We start from the raw sequence: 20,694 nt of genomic DNA on the forward strand, positions 1-20,694 counted from the left end.
CGGCCCCCCCCGACCCCACCCCCCCCCGCGCTGCGCCCGGACACCGCCCCCCCCCCCCCCCCCAACCCCCCCCCCCCCCCCCCGGCGCGGGGGGGGGGGGGGGGGGCCGCCCCGCCCCCCCGCCCCGAAGACGTCACCAGGTGGCGGATCGCGCGAGTCCGATTTCCTCGCCCTATCGGCGCTCGGCGGTGGGGCCAGCGTTGTCCGCGACGGCAGCGGTCTCCGCGGCGAGTCGTTCGGAGGCGTCGCGAGTGGCGGAGAGTCAGGTCAGCTGATCCTGGGTGGGCTGGGCGTCGGTGGTCTGTTCCGGGTGGGGTGCGGAGCTGCGCAGGGTGACCGCCGCGATGACAGCTCCTGCGGCGGCGAGGATCCCGGCGCCGATGAAGGCGGCGGAGTAACCGTCGGTCAGGGCCGGCAGGTCGCCGAGTTGGTCGGCGCCGTAGGACGCGGCGACGGCGGTCATGGCGGCCAGGCCGAGGGCGGAGCCGACCTGGTAGCTGGTGTTGACGATGCCGGATGCCAGCCCGCCTTCCTCGGGGCGGGCGTTGGAGATCGCGGTGCCCAGCGACGGGATGAAGGCGAGTGACATGCCCAGCGCCGCGACGAGCGAGGCGGGCAGGACGTCGGCGACGAAGGTGCCGTCGGGACGGATCAGAGCGAGCCATCCGAGTCCGGCGGCGAGGACCGCGAGGCCGGTCACGACCATGGGCTTGGGGCCGAACCGGTTGATGGCCCGCGGTGCGAGGGCGATCATCCCGACCATGATGAGGACGGTCATGGGCAGCAGTGCGGCACCGCTGGGGAACGCGGTGTAGCCGAGGACCTGCTGCAGGTACAGGTTGAGGTAGAACCACATCGGGATCCAGGCCGCGCCGAGCAGCAGTTGGGCGATGTTCGCGGCGGCGAGGTTCGTGGCGCGGAAGATGGACAGGCGCATCAGCGGCTCCCGACGCGCGGCCTGGATGGCGAGGAACGCCGCCAGGGCGGCGACGGCGCCGGCCAGGACCAACCAGGTCTGCCCCGAGGACCAGCCGACCTCGGGGGCGCGCACGATGGCGTAGACGGCGGCCCCGAGACCGAGGGTCACGGTGAGCGCTCCGGCGACGTCGAGGGAGCCTCGGCGGGCGCCGCCGGCCGGCATCAGCGCCGGGGTGGCGAGGACGGCGACCAGTGCGATCGGGATGTTGATGTAGAAGACCCAGGGCCAGCTGACGTACTCGGTGATGACGCCGCCGAGGAAGACGCCGGCGGTGCCGCCGGCGGGTGCCGCGGCTCCGTAGAGAGCAAGGGCTCTGGTGAGTTCCCGCGGCTCGGCGCCGAAGAGCATCATCAGCAGGGTCAGCGCCGAGGGCGCGATCAGGGCGGCGCCGGCGCCCTGGACGGCGCGGGCGGCCAGTTCGACTGCGACGCTGTCGGCCAGGCCGGCGGCGGCCGACCCGGCCAGGAGGATCAGCCAGCCAGCGGTGAACATGCGGCGGGCGCCGAACAGGTCGGACAACCGGCCACCGAGCAGCAGCAGGCCGCCGAAGGCGACGACGTAGGCGTTGAACACCCAGGACAGGTTCTCTGGCGAGAAGCCGAGGTCCGTCTGCATCCGAGGTAGAGCGACGCCGATGATCGAGGTGTCCATGATGACCATGAACTGGGCGAGCGCGATGAGGCCGAGCGCCCACCACCGCTTGGTCCTGGGTGACATCACAACCACTCCTTTATGCCCCTAGGGGGTACGGGTAAGTGGAGAATGTTTACCCCCTAGGGGTATTGGACGTCAAGTGATCCACGTCAACGACGCCCGATCACGCGAACCCCTTGCGCCATATACCCCCCTGGGGTAGCTTCCGCCTATCAAGAAAGGCGGATCGTGACGGGACACCGGCACCCAGACAGAGGACGGGACCACGCCGCAGCTCGGCCGGGCTGAGGGAGGACTCCGGGTGACCAGGAGGTCAGACGAGCACTGGCGCAGATGTACGCCGTGCCGCCCAGGCGGCTTCCCCAACCCCGAAGCCACGCTGCGGAGGATTCGATGCCGCTGACCGCCCCGTCCGGTCCTGATCTGCCTTGCCCACCCACACCCACCAGAGGAGATGTCCATGTGCAACAGCGAATCCGGTTGCGGCTGCGCCACTGCCGTTGACACCGCCCCGGCAGCCACCGCCACCCAGGACGGCGTCCGGACCACCTACACCGTGTCCGGAATGACCTGCGGGGGCTGCGCCAACTCCGTGCGCAAGCACCTCAGCACCGTCGCTGGCGTCACGGGCGTCGAGGTCGATGTGACCGACGGCCTGGTCACCGTCACCAGCGACGCCGCCCTGGAGACCGCCGACGTACGCACCGCGGTCGAACAGGCCGGCTATCAGCTCGTCGGCTGACCACCTGGCCGGTCGTGTCCGTCCCAGGCACGGGCACGACCGGCCGCGCCCCTGCCGCATCAACACGGTCACAGGAGTCGACATGACTGGCGCAGATCATCCCGACCACTACCCCACCAGCCCTGGGCTCGTGGTCTACGGCACCGGCTGGTGCCCCGACGTGCGGCGCAGCCGGGCCGTGCTCGACGCCGCCGGCGTCGCCTACCACTACGTCGACCTCGACCGGGACCAAGCCGCCACCAGGCTCGTCCGACGGCTGCAGCACGGACGTCGACGCGTCCCCACGCTGCTGTGGCCGGACGGCACCTGCCTGGTCGAGCCCACGGATGAGGACCTGCGGACTCACCTCGACCAGCGAGAAGCAGAATCCAGCACCGGTGACCGGTGACGGCCTACCGGCCACCACCGCCGCTGGAGCGAGAAGAACATGGCGAGGCCGAGGTATCTCGCCGCGAGCCGATGGAGCGGGAGATCTGGGGGCCGCCTGGCGGCGGTCCGGCGTTCCGGAACGCGCTGCCGGACCGTCCGGGCGGCACCCGTGCGGCTGCCACCCGGACCACCCTTCAGTCGCTGGAACCCCCTGCACTGATGAGCTGCCCGAACAGGTCGGTGCTGATGTTGCCGCCGGAGACGACCAACCCGACCCGGCGGTGCGGCATCCGGACCCGGCCGGCCAACATCGCGGCTACGGCAAGGGCGCCGCTCGGCTCAACGACGAGCTTCATCCGATCGAACAGGAATTTCATCGCGATCAGAATTTCCTCGTCGGTGACCACGACGACCTCGTCCACGAACCGCTGAATGATGGGAAACGTGACGTCCCCGGTCCGCTCCCCGGTCACACCGTCCGCGATGGTGCGGGGCACCGGAATGCGGACCGGTTGACCGGCCCGCAGAGATCGCCGGCTCTTGTCCTCAGCCTCAGTTTCCACCCCGACGATGTGCGTGGTGGGTGCGATCGTCCGAAGGACGGTGGCACAGCCAGCCAGTTGTCCGCCACCGCCGAGCAGGACGACCAGCGCGTCCAAACCGTCGACGTCGTCCCAGAACTCCACCGCCGTCGTGCCCGCACCGGCGACCACGTCCGGATGGTCATATGGTGGGATCACGGTCAACCCGCGCTCGGCAGCGAGCCGGTCGGTGATCTCGAACCGGTTGTCGGTGTAGCGGTCGAACATGACCACCTCAGCGCCGTAGTGGGCGGTGGCAGTCACCTTGGGCGCCGACGCGTCGCTCGACATGACAACGACGGCGTGGGAGCCAAGCACACGCGCGGCTAGCGCGACCGCCCGTGCGGGGTTGCCTGCGGAGAAGGCGACGACGCCACGGCGGCGGGCATCGTCGTTCAACCGGGCGACGGCGTTGTAGGCACCCCGGAACTTGAATGCACCGACGCGTTGGAGGCTCTCACATTTGACGAACAATGTGGCGCTGGTTCGCTGGTTCACGGTGCGTGAAGGGAAGACGGGTGTGCGGTGGACGACACCGAAGAGCCGTTTGAACCCGACGTACCCGAGTCGCCTGCACCTCCAGACGCGCGGCGGCCCGGTCGGATCATCCCGACCGGGCCGCCGTTCGTGCGCCTGTCAGTGCTCTCCGGGGGTGAGCTTGACCCGGCGCAGCAGCTGGGCGTTCAGCGCCACCACGATGGTGGAGGCGGACATCAGCACCGCACCGACCGCCGGGCTGAGCGTGAACCCAGCCCAGGCCAGCGCGCCGGCGGCAAGTGGGATCGCCACCACGTTGTAGCCGGCGGCCCAGACCAGGTTCTGGATCATCTTCCGGTACGACGCGCGCGACAGCCGGATCACGCCGATGACCCCACGCGGGTCCGACGAGGCCAGGATGACCCCCGCGGACTCGATCGCGACGTCGGTGCCGGCGCCGATCGCCAGGCCGACGTCGGCACGGGCCAGGGCCGGGGCGTCGTTGACGCCGTCGCCGACCATCGCCACGGTCAGCCCCCGGGCCTGCAGCTCGGCGACCGCCCGGTCCTTGTCCGCGGGCAGCACCTCGGCGAAGACCTCGTCCACCCCCGACCGGAACCCGAGATCCGCGGCGATCGCCTCGGCAACCGGCCGGGCATCTCCGGTAATCATGACGATCTTCTTGACGCCCTGTTCGCGCAGATCGGCGATGGCCTGGCGGGCCTCCGGACGGACCTCGTCCTCCAAGGCGAACGCACCGACCGCAGCCGGTTGGCCGGCCTCCGGCAGACGGATCAGATGCAGCACCGCCGCACCACGGGCCGACCATCCCCGCGCAACGGTGTCCAGCTCCTCGGGAACCTGCGCGCCGAGTTCCCGCAGCAGGGCGGGGCCACCCACCGCCCAGGTGGTGCCGTCGACGACCGCCCGGACCCCTCGACCGGTCAGGGACCGGAAGTCCCGGGCGGTCGCCCGCAGCCCCCGGTCCTGCGCGACCTTGACGAGAGCCTTGGCGAGGGGGTGTTCGCTGTCGGCCTCGACCGCGCCGGCGATCCGCAGCACCTCGTCCTCGGTGGTGCCGCTGGCGGCGGCCGTGGCGGTGACGGTGTGGGCGCCCTTGGTCAGGGTGCCGGTCTTGTCGAACAGCACCGCGTCGACGGTGCGCATCCGCTCCAGCGCCAGGCGGTCCTTGACCAGGATGCCGGCCTTGGCCGACACCGCGGTGGACAACGCGATCACCAGCGGAATGGCCAGCCCGAGGGCATGAGGGCAGGCGATCACCAACACCGTCACCGTCCGGACCACAGACTCGTCAACATCACCCAGCGCCCACCAGGCGGCGAAGGTGACCAGCGCCGCGGCAGTGGCAACGTAGAACAGCATCGCGGCGAACCGGTCAGCCAGGACCTGCGCCCGGCCGCTGGACGCCTGAGCCTGGCTGACCAACCGACCAATGCCGGCCAGCGCCGTGTCCTCGCCCACCGCGTCGACCCGGACCCGCAACGCGGAGTCGGTGGCCACCGTGCCGGCCACCACCCGGTCCCCCACGCCACGCGGCACCGGCCGGGACTCCCCCGTGATCATCGACTCGTCCAGCTCGGCGGAGCCGTCGATGATCCGGCCGTCGGCCGGCACCCGGGCACCGGAGCGGACCAGGACCACGTCTCCGACCCGCAACTCGGACACCGACACGCGGTGCACGGCGCCGTCATCATGGACCCGTTCGGCGTCATCCGGGAGCAACGCCGCCAGCGCGGCGAGGGCGCCCTGCGCCTGGCCGATCGCCTTCATCTCCTGCCAGTGCCCCAGCAGCATGATCGTGACCAGCGCCGCCAGTTCCCACCAGAAGTCCAGATCGAACGCACCGAGACTGGTGGCCATCGAGGCGACATAGGCCACCGCGATCGCCATCGAGATCAGCAGCATCATCCCTGGAGCGCGGTCGCGGACCTCGCGGACGCCGCCGACCAGGAACGGCCAGCCGCCGTAGAAGAAGACCACCGAGCCGAGGACCGGGCCCGCCCAGCTCATGCCCGGGAAGTCGAGGGTGTAGCCGAACCAGCCCATCACCATGTGACTGGTCGCCACGATCGGAATCGTCAGCGCCAAGCTCAGCCAGAACTTGCGCCGGAACTGCTCCGGGTCGTGCCCCGCGTGCTTGTCGTGACCGCCGTGCCCACCGGCAGATCCATGCCCCGCGTGGTCATGGTGACCGCCGTGGTGGCCACCCGCAGCCCCAGCACCGCTTCCATGCCCGCCATCGGGTCCACCGCCAGGCTGCTCGCCCACCGGCACCAGATGCCCGTGATGCCCAACGGTGACCATGGCATCGGTGTCAGTCGCGTGTTCGTGCCTCATGCCGTCCACCTCCAACCGGAACCATATACCCCCTAGGGGTATATGGCAACCGTCGGGCCATTACCCACCCCTCCCCTGCTACAACGATGGTTCGGGAGTCCGACGGACAGCACGGGACGCAACCCCTACCCCCCAGCCGTATCGAACCATGACCGGAGAGGCGGGCACGCCCTCGCCGTGTCGCAGACACCTGGAGCGAGGGCGAGCCAGGAGGCTCCAGCAGCAAACGGGACAGCAAGCACAGGGACACTGCTGCCGCCGCCCGCCGCCCGCCGCCCGCCGTCGCAGCCGCGATAGCCGCGTACGGCCGGGCGCCCAACTCCCCCGACCCCACTGGCAATCGGGACCGAGGCGGCCGTTGCCCTCGCCGCCGCCGGATGGATCGCCGACCCCGGCCGACAGCGCGCCGAGCAAACGCGAGCAGGCCATGACGGCCGCCAAGGCTCCGGACGGCATCAGCCCCCACCGAAGAAGGGATCGTCGCCATCGCTGAGAACCGGGCGACCTGGTGAGCGCCCAGCTGAACCGGGCCAACCGCCCCAGAATGTGAAACAACTACTTATAGCAGCCGAAGGCATGTTCGCCTCAAAAACCTGGAAAGCACTCCGACCGGACATGAATCCTTCTTATGTTCGTCGTGGCTCGTCTTCCTGAGCCGACCAGAAGGGAGTGAGGGACATGTCCAAGAGGTTTCTGACCCGGCTCGCCGGCGGGGTAGCGCTGGGCAGCGCCGCCCTGCTGCTCGGTACGCCCGCCGCCGCGCTCGCCGCGCCCTACGGACACCCGGAGCCCGGGGCCTGGGACCGCACCGAGGTTGTCTGCGCGAACACCGAGCAGAGCAACGAGGTGATCGTCGCCCAAATCATCAAGGACAACACCATCCGGGACAGCGAAGTCAACGTCGAGCAGTCCGCAGCGGTCGAGACGACGAACGACAACAGGACTCAGCCCAACAACGTCGTCGTCTGCATCGGCAACGTCGACGTCGACGTGGAGTAGGGCCGGGAGCTGCTCGAGTCGCTCCAGCATGCCGGTTTCAGCGGGTCCGGCTCGCCGGTGGGCCAGCATGCCGGCAAACGGGTGGTCGGGGTGACGAAGGCTTGAGGGGTTCTTCGCGGGCAGCGGTCGGCTGCCCGCGAAGAACCGCCAGTGGCCGGGGTCAGTAATGCCGGCAGAGCAGGAGACGGAGTGCGGTCGCAGTATTCTCCAACGGGCGGTGGCAGCGACGTAGGCCCCGAGCGCTCGTCGAGTTACCCGAGCCCGGCGACGGCGGTGCGTAGGTCCGCTCCCCGTCGCCGTGCTTGCCCGGTCCTCGCACGTCGGACGCGCGGGGTGCGGGCAGGACCCGCACTGCCGCTGAGGGCAGGGCGAGGTCGCCGTGGGAGCCCCGTTGCCCGGGGCAGCCTTACGTCCCGGTGGTGGCTCGTGGCGTTTGAGGCACGTAGGCGCTCGATCGGTGATGTGCTGGGCTGTCGTGGCAGCCACGACGGTGGTGACGCGACCTTGGCGGCAACGTGCAGAGCCGCACGAAGGCGATGGGGCACGCGATCCACCCAATGTTGATCGTGTTCCCCTTGGGGCTGCTTGCCACCACGGTGATCTTCGACATCGTGTAACTGGCCGCCGACCGCCCGGGGTTCGCCCTGGCGGCGGCGGGTTACATGATCGCGGCGGGAATCATCGGTGGGCTGACAGCGCGGTCCTCGCCCTGGTGTTCAGTTTCGCCGGTGCGGCCCTAGCCGGTGTTACCGGATGGCTTCGCGGCGAGCTGGTCGAGCGGCTCAGGGTCGGCATGGACGAGGGCGCCGACGTGAACGCGCCGAGTTCGCTGTCCCACAAGCACGCCTGAATCTCTGATCGAGCGAGGGGTGGACCGGGCTGATGGCAAGCAGACACGAAACTCCGCAACCAGCTGGGTTGGGCACAGCCCAGCGGTTGGCCACCACCGGGCGTGCCGTCGCCCAAGCCTGCGGCACGTGCTTGCCGGGGAGGACGAGACGTGGGCCTGAACCGGCCGGAGCACTCGTCGTGCCAACTGTGAACAGTCGCGACGTCGACCGCTGCTGAGATGGACTGGGCCGGATGGGCGTTGTTCGGGTTGGTCGCTACCGTGGCGCTCACCGCAGCGCTGATCACTGCACAACTGGCCGGCCTCACCCGCCTCGACATTCCTCTGGTGCTCGGGACCCTCGTCACCGAGGATCCCGACCGGGCCCGGGTCGTCGGGTTCTTCATCCACCTCTGCGCCGGTCAGGGCTTCGCCCTCGGCTACGCGGCCATGTTTGCCCTGCTGCACCGCGCCACCTGGTGGATCGGGGCGCTGATCGGGAGCCTCCACGTCGGGATCGCGCTGACGGTGCTCCTGCCGCTGCTTCCGGGTTTTCACCCGCGCATGGCCTCGCAACGGGCGGGCCCGGCCAGCACAGCCGTGTTGGAGCCGCCTGGCCTGTTCGCCCTCAACTACGGGGTCCAAACTCCCGCGGTCGCGGCAGTCGTCCACATCATCTACGGAAGCGTCCTCGGACTGCTCCTTCAGGCCGATTGACCGGCGTCACGCGACTCCTTGGGAAGCTATCTCCATGACTGGCGGGCCCGACGTGACGTGGCCTCGGCCCCCAGCGCCCATCAGCGACTATGGGCTGCTGGGTGACACGCGCACCGCTGCCCTCGTCGCCTCTGACGGCGGGATCGACTGGCTCTGCCTGCCCCGCTTCGACGGCGAGCCCCTGTTCGGCCGGCTGGTCGGCGGCCCGGACGCGGGAACCTTCCGGCTCGGCCCGGCCGGGCCGGCCACGGTCGTCGAACGACGTTACCGGCAACACACCGCCACACTGACGACGACCTGGGCGGTGGGCAGCAGCCGCCTCACCCTCACCGAGGCCATGGTGGCCGAGGTCAGCGGTCGCCTGCTGCCCACGACACTGATCGTCCGGCGCCTGTCGACCGAGGAGGCAACGGTGGACGCCGTCGTCGAGTTCGACCCTCGCCTCGGCGTACGGCACCGCAGGCCCCGGGTCCACCGCCGACGCCGGGCACTGGTGTGTGATTGGGGGTCGCTCGCGGTCTCGCTGGTCGCCGCACCCGACCTCACCATCGAGCCAGGTCGACCTGCCTCGATCACGGTCAGGCCAGGCCGACCGATCACCCTCGTACTGGCCGTGGCCCACCGTGAGCCGCTGATCCACGTCGAACCGGCGGCAGCCTGGGAACTGCTCATCGAGGACGAAAACCGATGGCGTGCCTGGACCACCGAAATCGACGCGTCGCTGCCGTTCCGGGAGCACGTCGTACGAAGCCTGCTGACCCTGCGGCTGTTGACCTACTCGCCCTCGCAAGCGCCGGTGGCGGCACCCACAACGTCCCTGCCCGAAGATCCCGGCGGGGTGCGGAACTGGGACTACCGCTATGTCTGGCCCCGTGACGCCAGCATCGGCGTGAGCGCCTTCCTCAGCGTCGGCAAGGCAGCCGAAGCCCACGGTTTCCTCGCGTGGCTGTTGCACGCCAGCCGGCTGCAGCGGCCACGCCTACCGGCCCTACTCACCCTCCACGGCCGCCACGTACCTACGGAACGGGAACTGCCCGGCTGGCCCGGCTATCTCGACAGCCTTCCGGTACGGATCGGCAACGGCGCTGCCGGGCAACACCAACTCGACGGCTACGGCTGGGTGATCGACGCCGCCTGGGCGTTCGCGCAGTCCGGACACCGCCTCTACACGGAGACGTGGCGCGCGGTGCGCGGCTTCGCCGACCTGGTCGCCCTTAGCTGGCAGGAGCCCGACGCCGGCATCTGGGAGGTCCGCGAACCCGGCCAACACGTACATTCCAAGCTCATGGGCTGGCTCGCCCTGGACCGGGCCCTGCGCATCGCTGACACCCACCCACTGCCGGACCGCCAACGTCGACGCTGGCAGAAAACACGAGATGCCATCGCCGACGAGGTCCGGACACACGGCTTCGACCCGACGACGAACAGCTACGTCCGCAGCTACGGCTGCCGGGACCTCGACGCGGCCCTGCTCGTCCTGCCGCTGCTGGGCATGGACAGCGTCGACTCGCCCCGTGTGCATGGCACCATCGACGCCATTCGGGACAGACTTTCCGCTGGTGGTCCCCTCCTCTACCGCTACCCGCCGGGACGTGACGGCTTCCCCGGTACCGAAGGCGCGTTCCTGCCCTGCTCGTTCTGGCTCGTTCAAGCCCTCGCCCGCACCGGGCGCCGCATCGAGGCGCTCGAGCTGTTCGAGACCATGCTCGGCCACGCCAGCCCGCTCGGCCTCTACGCCGAGGAGCTGAACCCCGCGACCGGCGCCCACCTCGGCAACTACCCCCAGACGCTGACCCACGCCGCGCTCGTCCAAGCCGCACTCGCGATTCGAGACGCCCCCCACTCGTGATCCAGGCAGGTCGTCGCGGCTCGGCGCGGGCGTAGGGCTGCGGCAGGCAACCACATCCTTGCGGCGGTACGACTTCTGCGCGGGAGACGGGAGCGGCTTAGGCTCGTTATGACCCACTTGAAGGAGTTGGCCATGCTGAGCCTGTCGTCCCCTTCCACGACTGTCCTTCGTGCCGCCGTCGCGGCCGCGCTGGCCGTTGGCGTCGCCGCGTCCATGCCAGCCTGCACCTCGGCTGCTCCCACGGCTGGGGAAGCCACCGCCTCGCCGGTGACATCGGCACCCGCCAGCGGGGCCGTGGACACGCCCTCGGCCACCGGCTCCACCCCGGGCAACGAGTCGCAGCCGGCCGCCCCGGGGGCGGCCGGCAGCGCAGACCCGATCATGCGGGGCGAGCGGCAGGTCGTTCTGCGGCCGGTCGGGTCGTTCGAGTCGATCCTGGCGGTCGACGCCAAGGGCCGACTGAACCTGACCGACGGCGACACGGACAAGGGCCTGTTCGTGTTGTTGCCCGCCAGCGGCAACCGCTACCAGATCCGGACCGCAAAGGCCCACAACGGCAGCGAGCCCGACTGCATGGGCCTGCGCAACAACGGCAGCGCCCCGGCGACGGTCGTGGCCGCTGCCTGCGACGCCGGCCGAGCCGGCCAAATGTTCACCATCGAGAAGACGCAGGAAAAGAGCCAAGGCCGCCCGACCTACACCATCAGCGGCGAGGGCAAGGTCCACCTGCGCGCATCGGACGAGCAGGGCCTGATCGCCCAACGGATGGGCGAGGGCGACACCGGCGAAGGCCTCACCTTCGACTTCGTCGACAACGGCGCGGCGCCCGCGGGCCCGGGCGACTGAGCGCGCCGAGATCGCCGGGGCGGCGTCGTCGGGACGGACGCAGACACGCCGGGTCCTACCTGGAGGCCATGTCGGCTGACTGTGAGCATGGCGGGGTCGGCTCAGCAGTGGTGAGCTGGCAGTGGCGGGCGTGACCCTTCGCCTGACTGGCCTTTGTGCCTTTGGGTCGACTTGTCCGCCCGCTGTTGCCGGCGCCGGCCCGGCGGGAGACGTTTGGCCTGATCAGGAGCTTGACCGCCAGTTAGCGGCTGGCGTGTCTCATCACAGTCCTGCCATCTCCGCACCGGACCGGACCCGTGCGTCCCCACGGTGAGGAGAGAACGCATGTCCATGCTGACAGAACTGGTCGAGGTCGTCATCGGCGTCGACACGCACAAAGACACACACACCGCCGCCGTGCTCGACACCCGCACCGGCGGGGTCCTGGCCAGGGCCACGGTGAGCACCGACCCGGACGGCTACGCCGCACTGCTGGCCCTGGCCGAGCAGCACTCGGGGCTGCGGGCCTGGGCGTTGGAGGGCTCCGGCGGCTACGGCGCCGGCCTGGCCCGGCACCTGGCCGATCGTGGTGAGCTGGTCGTCGAACTGGACCGGCCGCAGCGTCCCGCCCGCCGCGCCGGGGCGAAGTCCGACGCGATCGACGCCGAACGCGCCGCCCGCGACGCCCTGGCGCGCACTCGCCTGGCGCAACCCAAGACCGGCCCCGAGCGGGCCGCACTGCAGATGCGCCTGACCGCCCGCCGCGCCGCCGTGGAAGCCAGCGCCGACGCCCAGCGGCAGCTGCACGCCCTGGTGACCACCGCCCCCGAAGTGGTGCGGGCCCGCTTCCGCGGCCAGAGCACCCGGGTCATGCTCACCACCGCCACCCGACTGCGCCCCACCACCAACGCCGACGTCGAGGTGTTCACCTGCCTGAGTGTGCTGCGCGACCTCGCCCGCCGCGTCCGCTTCCTCGAAGCCGAAGCCACCGAGCACGAGAAGGCGATCCGAACAATCGTCCGCTCCTGGCGACCGGACCTGCTCGACCTCACCGGCGTCGGACCGATCGTCGCGGCCACCGTGCTCACCGCCTGGTCACACCCCGGCCGCTGCCGCAACGACGCCGCGTTCGCCATGCTCGCCGGCACCGCCCCCATCCCCGCGTCCTCCGGCAAGACCGTCCGCTACCGCCTCAACCGCTCAGGAAACCGCCAACTCAACCGCGCCCTGCACACCATCGTCCTGACCCGCCTCCAACACGATGAACGCACCCGCGCCTACGCCGACCGCCGCCGCAGCCAAGGCAAAACCGACCGAGAGATCAAACGCTGCCTCAAACGCTACGTCGCCCGAGAGATCTACCGACGCCTCGAAACTCCACCCCAACCACTTGACGCGGCATAGGAGCGTCGACCAAGTCGGCGGTACCGACCCGGCAGATGCCTCACATGCTTCTCGTCGCCGCCGCCCTCGCGGCCGACCAGCCGGCCCCCGACGGCTGGCGGTCGAACCCGTCCCGCCAGACATTGAAGGACGTCCTTGAAAGGCCGCATAGCTCGTCCAGGACGATCTGGCTCGCTGCGGTGAGAGTTGACCGGCTGCGCACCGCCGCATAGACGTGGCGGCTCAACGGTCGGCGCAGCGGGCGGGTGTCGACGTGGTAGCGACGGTCGACGGCAAGCTCGGGCAGGAGCGACACGGACAGGCCGGCTTCGACATGCGCCAGAAGCAGTTCGTAGCTGGCGAAGCGGCCAGCCACCACTGGCTCGAAGCCGGCCTGCCGGCACGTACTCGTCACCAGGTTGGACAGGTACGTGCCGGGCATGTCGACGGACCACGCCGCATCGGCGAAGTCGGCCAGGTCCGCCGATTCGTCCGACGCGACCTGCGACCGTGGCAGCACGAGCACGATGGCATCGGTGAGCAGAGGGATGGTGTGCACGTCAGGATGCAGCGGCATGGACCCGTCGATGAAGTCCGCCGTCACGATGATGTCGTAGTCGCCGCGGCGCAGGGCCGGTTGGCTGGCCTGGGGATCGAGTTCGGCGACCTCGAGCTCGACCCTGGGATGCGCCTTCTGGAGCCGCACGGCGAGCGGAACGACGAGGGCCCGGATGGCGCTGGAGAAAGCCGCGAGGCGTACCGGTCCCGTTGGTTGTCCGGAGAGGCCCTGTAAGTCCACCTCGGCGGCCTTGATCTGGTCGAGGATGATGCGGGCGTGCCGGGCGAGCGTGCGCCCAGCAGGCGTGAGCTGTACGCGGCGGCCGGTGCGCCGCAGGAGTTCGGTGTGGGTCTCCGCCTCCAGGACCGCCAGCTGTGCCGACACTGCCGACGGACTCATGTGCAGGGCCGCGGCGACGGCCCGCATGGTGCCGAGGCTGTCCAGCAGGCTGAGCATCTCCAGGCGTGCTGTGTTGAGCCGCATCGGAAACTCCTTGTGCATAAATTCCGCACAGCGTAGCCAGAAACCTTGGCTTTTCGTGCATAACGAACGGCCCTATCGTGAGGCGTATGACGCTGACTACGGAGCAGAGCGCCGCCGAACAGTTCTGGTCTGACGTCGACCGCCATCTGGTGCGCTACGGCGGTCCGTTCACGCCCGAGATCATCGAGCGCGCGGCCGGCAGCTTCGTGTACGCCGCCGACGGCCGGCAGATCCTGGACTTCACCTCAGGTCAGATGAGCGCCATTCTCGGCCACTGTCATCCCGCGATCGTCCACACGGTGCAGCGGGAAATCGCCAGCCTGGACCATCTCTTCAGCGGCATGCTGTCGCGCTCGGTGGTCGACCTCGCGCGCCGGCTCGCCGAGTCCCTCCCCCCGCCACTCGAGAAGGCGCTGCTGCTGACGACCGGCGCCGAGTCGAACGAGGCAGCCATTCGGATGGCCAAGCTCGTGACGGGCAAACACGAGATCGTCGCCTTCGCCAAGTCGTGGCACGGCATGACGCACGCGGCGGCCGCCGCAACATACAGCGCCGGCCACCGGGGTTACGGGCCTACGCCGCCGGGAAACTTCGCGATCCCCACGCCCAACCCGTACCGCCCCGACTTCACCACCTCGGACGGCGAGTTTGACTGGCAGCGGCAGCTCGACTACGGCTTCACCCTCGTCGATGCCCAGTCGTCGGGGAGTCTCGCGGCGTGCATCGTCGAGCCGATCCTCAGCTCTGGCGGCATCATCGAGCCACCGCCGGGCTACTTCGCCGCCCTGGCCCGCAAGTGCCGCGAGCGCGGCATGCTGCTGATCGTCGACGAGGCGCAGACCGGCCTGTGCCGCACCGGCACGTGGTACGCCTTCCAACGCGACGGCATCGTGCCCGACATCCTCACGCTGTCCAAGACGCTGGGCGCCGGCCTACCACTCGCCGCGGTAATCACGACCGAAGAGATCGAACAACGGGCACACGAGCTGGGTTACCTCTTCTACACCACCCACGTGTCCGACCCCCTCGTCGCCGCCGTCGGCAACACCGTGCTCGACGTCCTCCAACAGGAGCAGATGGACATCCGAGCACGGGAGCTGGGCGGGTTCCTACGCGCCGGCCTGCTTGACATCAGAGACCGGCACGACGTGGTGGGAGACGTACGGGGGCGCGGGCTGATGCAGGGGATCGAACTCGTCATCGACCGGGAAACGCGTGAAGGCTCCGACGTCCTCGGCGCCCAGGTCACCCGCCGCTGCCTCGAACTTGGCCTCCACATGAACGTCGTGCAACTGCCCGGCATGGGAAGCACCTTCCGGATCGCACCACCCCTCACCACGACCCGAGAGGAACTGGCCCTCGGTCTGGAAATCCTCGACCAGGCGATCGGCGAAGCGGCGCCGGCCTGACCGGCCGCGTCACCCGTTCCCGTCGGCGTTGATGGCGTCACCTGGCCGCCGACGCAGACCAGATCGAGCAAGGCGTAGGGCGTACGCGTCTTGGCTCCTGCTCGAATACCGCGATGGCGCGTGCGCGCGGCGAGCCGGTCACGGTGCCGCGCCCGCCAGTGCGGCCCCAGCTCGTTGATCAGGCCCTCGATCGTCGAGCAGGACGGGCGTGTCAACCGCCAGTTCGTCATGATCGCAGCACCCACCGCGGCATGGATAACGATCGCCGATACTCAATGACTCGCGACGAGACACGAGGTAACCGCTCAGCCGGGCCGACGTCGGGCCCGGTGTGCAGCGGACCGTCCCGGGCAAACGGCGCCCTCCAGCTCAGGACAGCACACGGTAGGTCACATGCATAACCGAGGTCGCGGCTCGCGACTTCACCTGCTCGAGTTTCAGCGGCGGGACACCCTCGAACAGCCGCGTGCCGGCACCGAGCGTGAGCGGCACGATGTGCAGCCGCAGCTCGTCGATCAGGCCGGCGGCGAGGTACTGGTTGATGGTGGTCGCGCCGCCCAGGATCGCGACATCGCCGTCGCCGGCCACCGCGCGTGCCTGTGCCAGCGCCGACTCGACTCCGTCCGTGACGAAGTAGTACGTGGTGCCGCCGTCCATCGGCTGCGGGTCGCGCCCGTGGTGGGTGAGCACGAAGACCGGTGCGTGGAACGGCGGATCGTCGCCCCACCAGCCGTTCCACTGCCGATCCCACTCGCCACGCACCGGGCCGAACATGTTGCGCCCCATGATGAATGCGTTGGCGGCGGTCATCTGGTCGACCTCGGCCCGGTTCTCGGAGGGAGTGTCGAACATCCAGGCGTGCAGCTTGCCGCCCGAGCCGTCGCCGCCGTCGTCGCCGAACGGGCGTTCCTCGGTCTGGTTGAGCCCGGCCGAGTATCCGTCGGCCGAGATCGTGATGTCGCAGATCGCCCGGCCCATTCCGCTGGTCATTGCTTTCTCCTCCTCGTAACGGCCTCCGTCGCCTTCGCAGGGTCGCGTCCCGCCGAGAGGGGCTGAGTCTCCGCTCGTCTTTTCGGGGGGTGCTGGTCCCAAAAGGTGTCGTCGATGAGCCAGTGGACGGCTTCCGATTCGACATCCTGCTGGACCGGCAATATGTACCGCCGTTCGCGCCATGCCACCGCCTCCAAGGAGGCGCTTCAGACCGCAGCGAACAACAACAAAGTGAACGATCCCACTTTAACGTATATCGCACCGGGGGGCTTGCCGCAAGACCCGGGGCTTACCGCAGAATCGTCGGCCGGACCCAAGAAAACGGATGAAGAAAATGAGGGCACGACATGCGTGCGTTGTTGACGACCTATGGGAGGCGCGGTGACGTCGAAGCGCTGGTCGCGTTCCGGGTGCGATTGCGGCCGATCGACGCGGAGATGGGGGTGTGCGCACCGCCCGAATGGGCGGAGCGGCCAGCCGACCGCCACAGGGGAAGGCAGGGAGAGACGAGGGCAAACCCAGCGGGTCGGACCGAACTCGAGACGCGGGTGATCCGCCCGGTCGGTGGAGTGCCGCGGAGGACGGCCGCCTCGGAGGTATCGCGATGATCGAGCAGTACGTGACGAGTCTCCAAAAGGTCGACGAGATGCAGGCCGCAATCGTTGGCGGCAAGGGCGCGCACCTGGGGGCGTTGTCGCGGATCGACGGCATCCGGGTGCCGGCTGGCTTTTGCGTGACAACAGACGCCTTCCGGCGGATCATGGCCGAAGCGCCGTCGATCGACGGCCGGCTCGATCAGCTGTCGCGCCTGAAGCCGGACGACCGGGAGACGATCCGCACGCTCAGTGCGGAGATCCGCCGGACCATCGAGGCGATCGTCCTCCCCGACGATGTGGCGGCAGCCATCACCCGGGCTCTCACCCAGCTGGGCGAGCGAGCCGCCTACGCCGTCCGGTCCAGCGCGACGGCAGAGGACCTGCCGACGGCCTCCTTCGCAGGGCAGCAGGACACGTACCTGAACATCATGGGGCAGGCGGCGATCCTCCAGCACGTCAGCCGGTGCTGGGCCTCGCTGTTCACCGAGCGGGCCGTGACCTACCGTCAGCGCAACGGCATCGACCACCGCGCGGTCCACATGGCCGTTGTCGTACAGAAGATGGTTTTCCCGCAGGTGGCCGGCGTCCTGTTCACGGCCGACCCCGTCACGTCCAACCGGAAGGTCGCCGCTGTGGAGGCCAGCTTCGGCCTCGGCGAGGCTCTGGTCTCCGGGTTGGTGAACGCGGACGCCTACAAGGAGAGCGACGGTAAGATCATCGACAAGGCAATCGCCACCAAGCGGCTTGCCATCCACGCCCTGCCGGCTGGCGGGACGAAGGAACAGCCGGTCGACTCGGAGCGGCAGGAGCAGCCGGCACTGGCGGATGCACAGGTCCTGCGGCTGGTGCAGCTGGGCCGGCGGATCGAAGCCCACTTCGGCCACCCGCAGGACATCGAATGGTGCCTGGTCGACGATGACTTCCAGATCGTCCAGAGCCGGCCGATCACCACGCTGTTCCCCGTCCCCGAGACCCGCGACGGGGCCAACCACGTCTACGTCTCCGTCGGTCACCAGCAGATGATGACGGACCCCATGAAGCCTCTGGGGCTTTCCGTGTGGCAACTGACGGCCCTCGCGCCGATGCACGACGCCGGTGGTCGACTGTTCGTCGACGTCACCCGGGCTCTGGCGTCGCCGTCGAGCCGCGCCGGCCTCCTGGAGCTCGTGGGAAGATCCGATCCGCTGACCAGGGACGCGCTGGAGACCATCATCGACCGCGGCGACCTCATCCCGTCGCTGCCCGACCAGGGTCCACCAGGGCCGCCCGCTGGCGGCGGCGCCCCCGAACCGGTCGAGACCGATCCGGCCATCGTCACCGACCTGGTCGAACGCAGCCAGGCGTCCATCGCCACCTTGCAGCGCGACATCGCGACGAAATCCGGGCCGGCGCTGTTCGACTTCCTCCTGGCGTCCTTCGAGGAGCACAAGCGGCTCGTCGGCGATCCGCGGAGCATGCAGGTGATCATGGCGGGGATGGAAGCCTCGTGGTGGCTCAACGAGCAGCTGCAGGCGTGGCTGGGCGAAAAGAATGCTTCCGACACGCTCACGTTGTCCGCGCCCCACAACGTCACGTCGGAGATGGGGCTGGCGCTCCTGGACGTCGCCGACGTCATCCGCCCGCATCCGGAGGTCGTGACCTTCCTGCGGCAGGTCAAGGACGAAGGCTTCCTGGATGAGCTGACCGGGCTCCCGGGCGGCCAGGATGCGCGAGACGCCATCAGGGCCTATCTCGACAGGTACGGCATGCGCTGCGTCGGCGAGATCGACATCACGAGGCCGCGCTGGAGCGAACGCCCCACCACGCTGGTGTCCCTCATCCTCGACAACATCAGGAACTTCGAGCCGGGCGCTCGCAAGCGGCGCTTCGAGCAAGGACGCCAGGAGGCGGAGAAAAAGGAACACGACGTCCTGGAACGCTTGCGGGCCCTGCCGGACGGGGAACGGAAAGCCGAAGAAACCAAGCGGATGATCGACCGGGTCCGCACCTTCATCGGGTACCGGGAGTACCCGAAGTACGTCATTGTCAGCCGCTACTTCGTCTACAAACAGGCCCTGCTCGACGAGGCCGAGCGCCTCGTGCAGGCCAACGTGCTTCGCGAGAAGGAAGACATCTTCTACCTGACGTTCCAGGAGCTTCACGACGTCGTGCGCACGAACCAGGCGGATGATCAGCTCATCCGGCAGCGCAAGGACGCGTTCAGGTCGTACCAAGCGCTCACACCGCCCCGGGTGCTCACGTCGGAAGGGGAAGGTGTCGCCGGGGCGTACCGACGAGACGATGTGCCGCACGACGCGCTGGTCGGCCTCCCGGTTTCCGGTGGAACCGTCGAGGGGCGAGCTCGCGTCATCCTGGACATCTCCGAGGCCGATCTCGCACCAGGCGACATCCTGGTCACCGCCTACACCGACCCGAGCTGGTCGCCCCTGTTCGTCGCGATCGAGGGGTTGGTGACGGAGGCGGGCGGCCTCATGACCCACGGGGCGGTGGTCGCCCGGGAGTACGGCCTGCCCGCCGTCGTCGGTGTGGAGCATGCGACCAGGCTGATCCGGGATGGGCAGCGGATTCGCGTGCACGGAACCGACGGGTACGTCGAGATCCTGCCCTGACTCCCATCGACCGAGAGGTCATCCGAGCTTCTGGCAGACGCCGAACTCGATCACGAGCGCCCGGAGCGGTCGGGCGGCGACCGCCCGTGGACGGGGACGTCACGGACGGTGCCGCGCGAACGGCACCCCCACGTGACCTCCGACGTCCACGGCGGCCGGTGACCGTTGCCGAGGTACGAGTACGGCGAGCCACCCGTTCCGTGCGGGTCGCCGAGGATCACACCTGGTGCAGCTCAGTGACGGTGGTCGAGCAGCGCGTCGGCGAGCTTCTCGGGGTCGATCCCGTTGACCGCCCGGAGCTGGTCGAACAGGTCCCGGGGGATGGCGGAGAGCCCGCTGACCGCGCCGGCCATCCCGGTCGCGATCGCGCCGATGGTGTCGGTGTCCCCGCCGAGGTTCGCCGCCAGCACGGCGCAGCGCAACGGGTCCGCGTCCGAGCGGACCAGCAGACCGATCGCGGCGGGCACCGTCTCGGCGGTCGCCACGCCACCACCGACCAGGTCGTAGAGGTCCGCGAGGAAGTCGACGTCGTCCCCGGGCTGCCGCGCCAGGTCGGCGGCCCACTGGGCGCGGCGGACCACCGAGGGGCTGACCACCTGCTCGCCCCGGGTCGCGCCGAGCCGGCCCGCCTCATACCCGACCTCCAGCGCCCCGGCCAGCCGGGTGGGCCGGTCGGCCGAGCCAGGCGCCTCGACAGCGGCGCTGATGGTGCCCGCGACGAGGCTGGCACCGCTGATCGCCACGCTGGTGTGGTGGGACATCAGCGAGGCGGCCACCACCCCGTCGACCAGCGCGTCGAGTCGGTCGCTGCGGTGCAGCAGGCCGACCGGGGCGATCCGCATCGCGGCGCCGTTGGTCTCCCCGCCCTTGCCGGTCTCCGCCGGGTCGGCCCCCTCCCGGAGCCGCCGGATCGCCTGGGCCGAACTGGGGCCTAGGAAATTGCCCTCGCTCGCTCCCACCCGGTCGGCCCACTCGACGAGGTGCCGGGCGACCACGGCGGTGTCCACGGTGCCGCCCGCGGCGAGGATCGCCCCGGCGAGCATGTACGTCTGCTGCGTGTCGTCGGTGACCTGGCCGGCGACGAAGCCGTCCACCACGAAGTGGCCGTCCGGGCCGGGCAGGAAACGGTCGATCCAGCCGAAGGTCGACACGACCCGCTGGCGTGGCCACAGCTCGCCGGGCATGCCCATGGCGTCGCCGAGCGCGACCCCGGCCAGGCAGCCCCGCGCCCGATCCGCCGTGGTCACGGTGTCCAGCGTCGCTCGGTCGGTCATGTCGGGTACTCC

The 20,694-nt window shown here is 69.7% G+C and carries 17 protein-coding genes and 1 pseudogene; 11 read left to right on the forward strand and 7 right to left on the reverse strand.

Annotated elements, in window-relative coordinates:
* Window positions 1-262: 262 nt before the first annotated feature.
* A complete protein-coding gene (locus ACGF5G_RS29270; RefSeq protein WP_393268598.1) occupies window positions 263-1,696 on the reverse strand; it encodes an MFS transporter in 1,434 nt (477 codons plus the stop codon).
* A 397-nt stretch (window positions 1,697-2,093) separates the two neighbouring features.
* On the opposite strand from ACGF5G_RS29270, the gene ACGF5G_RS29275 reads away from it, so the two are divergent.
* Complete coding sequence (locus tag ACGF5G_RS29275) at window positions 2,094-2,375, forward strand: heavy-metal-associated domain-containing protein (RefSeq protein WP_393268600.1); 282 nt, start codon at window positions 2,094-2,096, stop codon at window positions 2,373-2,375.
* Window positions 2,376-2,457: 82 nt separating this feature from the next.
* Entirely contained in the window at window positions 2,458-2,763 is a 306-nt protein-coding gene (locus ACGF5G_RS29280; protein ID WP_393268602.1) for a glutaredoxin family protein, read from the forward strand.
* A gap of 175 nt (window positions 2,764-2,938) precedes the next feature.
* On the opposite strand, the pseudogene ACGF5G_RS29285 reads toward ACGF5G_RS29280, so the two are convergent.
* From ACGF5G_RS29285 to ACGF5G_RS29295, 3 genes and pseudogenes are all read right to left on the reverse strand, one after another.
* Window positions 2,939-3,847 (reverse strand): annotated as a pseudogene (locus tag ACGF5G_RS29285) (pyridoxal-phosphate dependent enzyme); the annotation flags it as partial.
* A gap of 114 nt (window positions 3,848-3,961) precedes the next feature.
* On the reverse strand, window positions 3,962-5,890 hold the full coding sequence (locus ACGF5G_RS29290) for a heavy metal translocating P-type ATPase (protein ID WP_393268604.1): 1,929 nt from the start codon (window positions 5,888-5,890) through the stop codon (window positions 3,962-3,964).
* Between the two features lie 23 nt (window positions 5,891-5,913).
* The gene (locus tag ACGF5G_RS29295; protein WP_393268606.1) at window positions 5,914-6,063 is read right to left on the reverse strand and encodes a hypothetical protein; all 150 of its coding nucleotides are present in this window, start codon (window positions 6,061-6,063) and stop codon (window positions 5,914-5,916) included.
* A 775-nt stretch (window positions 6,064-6,838) separates the two neighbouring features.
* Between ACGF5G_RS29295 and ACGF5G_RS29300 the strand changes: the two genes are divergently transcribed.
* From ACGF5G_RS29300 to ACGF5G_RS29325, 6 genes are all read left to right on the forward strand, one after another.
* Entirely contained in the window at window positions 6,839-7,159 is a 321-nt protein-coding gene (locus ACGF5G_RS29300) for a hypothetical protein (protein ID WP_393268609.1), read from the forward strand.
* 712 nt (window positions 7,160-7,871) lie between these two features.
* Window positions 7,872-8,009 (forward strand): hypothetical protein, encoded by a 138-nt coding sequence (locus ACGF5G_RS29305; protein WP_393268611.1) that lies wholly within the window; start codon window positions 7,872-7,874, stop codon window positions 8,007-8,009.
* Between the two features lie 261 nt (window positions 8,010-8,270).
* Window positions 8,271-8,705: a hypothetical protein gene (locus tag ACGF5G_RS29310; protein WP_393268612.1), complete on the forward strand. Its 435-nt coding sequence runs from the start codon at window positions 8,271-8,273 to the stop codon at window positions 8,703-8,705.
* Between the two features lie 34 nt (window positions 8,706-8,739).
* Window positions 8,740-10,554, forward strand: coding sequence for a glycoside hydrolase family 15 protein (locus tag ACGF5G_RS29315; RefSeq protein ID WP_393268614.1), 1,815 nt, complete (start codon window positions 8,740-8,742; stop codon window positions 10,552-10,554).
* A gap of 132 nt (window positions 10,555-10,686) precedes the next feature.
* A complete protein-coding gene (locus ACGF5G_RS29320; RefSeq protein WP_393268617.1) occupies window positions 10,687-11,400 on the forward strand; it encodes a hypothetical protein in 714 nt (237 codons plus the stop codon).
* 324 nt (window positions 11,401-11,724) lie between these two features.
* Window positions 11,725-12,783, forward strand: a complete 1,059-nt coding sequence (locus ACGF5G_RS29325; RefSeq protein WP_393268619.1) for an IS110 family transposase — start codon at window positions 11,725-11,727, stop codon at window positions 12,781-12,783.
* Window positions 12,784-12,823: 40 nt separating this feature from the next.
* On the opposite strand, the gene ACGF5G_RS29330 is transcribed toward ACGF5G_RS29325, so the two are convergent.
* A complete protein-coding gene (locus ACGF5G_RS29330; RefSeq protein WP_393268620.1) occupies window positions 12,824-13,804 on the reverse strand; it encodes a LysR family transcriptional regulator in 981 nt (326 codons plus the stop codon).
* A gap of 86 nt (window positions 13,805-13,890) precedes the next feature.
* On the opposite strand from ACGF5G_RS29330, the gene ACGF5G_RS29335 reads away from it, so the two are divergent.
* Entirely contained in the window at window positions 13,891-15,213 is a 1,323-nt protein-coding gene (locus ACGF5G_RS29335) for an aspartate aminotransferase family protein (protein ID WP_393268623.1), read from the forward strand.
* A gap of 369 nt (window positions 15,214-15,582) precedes the next feature.
* Here the strand turns inward: ACGF5G_RS29335 and ACGF5G_RS29340 are convergent, their stop codons facing one another.
* The gene (locus ACGF5G_RS29340; RefSeq protein ID WP_393268625.1) at window positions 15,583-16,203 is read right to left on the reverse strand and encodes a dihydrofolate reductase family protein; all 621 of its coding nucleotides are present in this window, start codon (window positions 16,201-16,203) and stop codon (window positions 15,583-15,585) included.
* 114 nt (window positions 16,204-16,317) lie between these two features.
* On the opposite strand from ACGF5G_RS29340, the gene ACGF5G_RS29345 reads away from it, so the two are divergent.
* The gene (locus ACGF5G_RS29345; protein WP_393268628.1) at window positions 16,318-16,566 is read left to right on the forward strand and encodes a hypothetical protein; all 249 of its coding nucleotides are present in this window, start codon (window positions 16,318-16,320) and stop codon (window positions 16,564-16,566) included.
* A gap of 241 nt (window positions 16,567-16,807) precedes the next feature.
* The gene (gene rph, locus ACGF5G_RS29350; RefSeq protein WP_393268629.1) at window positions 16,808-19,408 is read left to right on the forward strand and encodes a rifamycin-inactivating phosphotransferase; all 2,601 of its coding nucleotides are present in this window, start codon (window positions 16,808-16,810) and stop codon (window positions 19,406-19,408) included.
* A 233-nt stretch (window positions 19,409-19,641) separates the two neighbouring features.
* Here the strand turns inward: rph and ACGF5G_RS29355 are convergent, their stop codons facing one another.
* Window positions 19,642-20,682 (reverse strand): ADP-ribosylglycohydrolase family protein, encoded by a 1,041-nt coding sequence (locus ACGF5G_RS29355; protein ID WP_393268631.1) that lies wholly within the window; start codon window positions 20,680-20,682, stop codon window positions 19,642-19,644.
* Between the last annotated feature and the right edge of the window lie 12 nt (window positions 20,683-20,694).

The sequence above is a fragment of the Micromonospora sp. NPDC047730 genome, from assembly GCF_043204765.1.
Taxonomy (GTDB): domain Bacteria; phylum Actinomycetota; class Actinomycetes; order Mycobacteriales; family Micromonosporaceae; genus Micromonospora.

Coding starts and splice junctions, on each gene's coding strand:
- ACGF5G_RS29270 (WP_393268598.1), bottom strand. CDS start 1,696: ATGTCACCCAGGACCAAGCGGTGGTGGGCGCTCGGCCTCATCGCGCTC.
- ACGF5G_RS29275 (WP_393268600.1), top strand. CDS start 2,094: ATGTGCAACAGCGAATCCGGTTGCGGCTGCGCCACTGCCGTTGACACC.
- ACGF5G_RS29280 (WP_393268602.1), top strand. CDS start 2,458: ATGACTGGCGCAGATCATCCCGACCACTACCCCACCAGCCCTGGGCTC.
- ACGF5G_RS29295 (WP_393268606.1), bottom strand. CDS start 6,063: ATGGCGGGCATGGAAGCGGTGCTGGGGCTGCGGGTGGCCACCACGGCG.
- ACGF5G_RS29300 (WP_393268609.1), top strand. CDS start 6,839: ATGTCCAAGAGGTTTCTGACCCGGCTCGCCGGCGGGGTAGCGCTGGGC.
- ACGF5G_RS29315 (WP_393268614.1), top strand. CDS start 8,740: ATGACTGGCGGGCCCGACGTGACGTGGCCTCGGCCCCCAGCGCCCATC.
- ACGF5G_RS29320 (WP_393268617.1), top strand. CDS start 10,687: ATGCTGAGCCTGTCGTCCCCTTCCACGACTGTCCTTCGTGCCGCCGTC.
- ACGF5G_RS29325 (WP_393268619.1), top strand. CDS start 11,725: ATGTCCATGCTGACAGAACTGGTCGAGGTCGTCATCGGCGTCGACACG.
- ACGF5G_RS29330 (WP_393268620.1), bottom strand. CDS start 13,804: ATGCGGCTCAACACAGCACGCCTGGAGATGCTCAGCCTGCTGGACAGC.
- ACGF5G_RS29335 (WP_393268623.1), top strand. CDS start 13,891: ATGACGCTGACTACGGAGCAGAGCGCCGCCGAACAGTTCTGGTCTGAC.
- ACGF5G_RS29340 (WP_393268625.1), bottom strand. CDS start 16,203: ATGACCAGCGGAATGGGCCGGGCGATCTGCGACATCACGATCTCGGCC.
- ACGF5G_RS29345 (WP_393268628.1), top strand. CDS start 16,318: ATGAGCCAGTGGACGGCTTCCGATTCGACATCCTGCTGGACCGGCAAT.
- rph (WP_393268629.1), top strand. CDS start 16,808: ATGATCGAGCAGTACGTGACGAGTCTCCAAAAGGTCGACGAGATGCAG.
- ACGF5G_RS29355 (WP_393268631.1), bottom strand. CDS start 20,682: ATGACCGACCGAGCGACGCTGGACACCGTGACCACGGCGGATCGGGCG.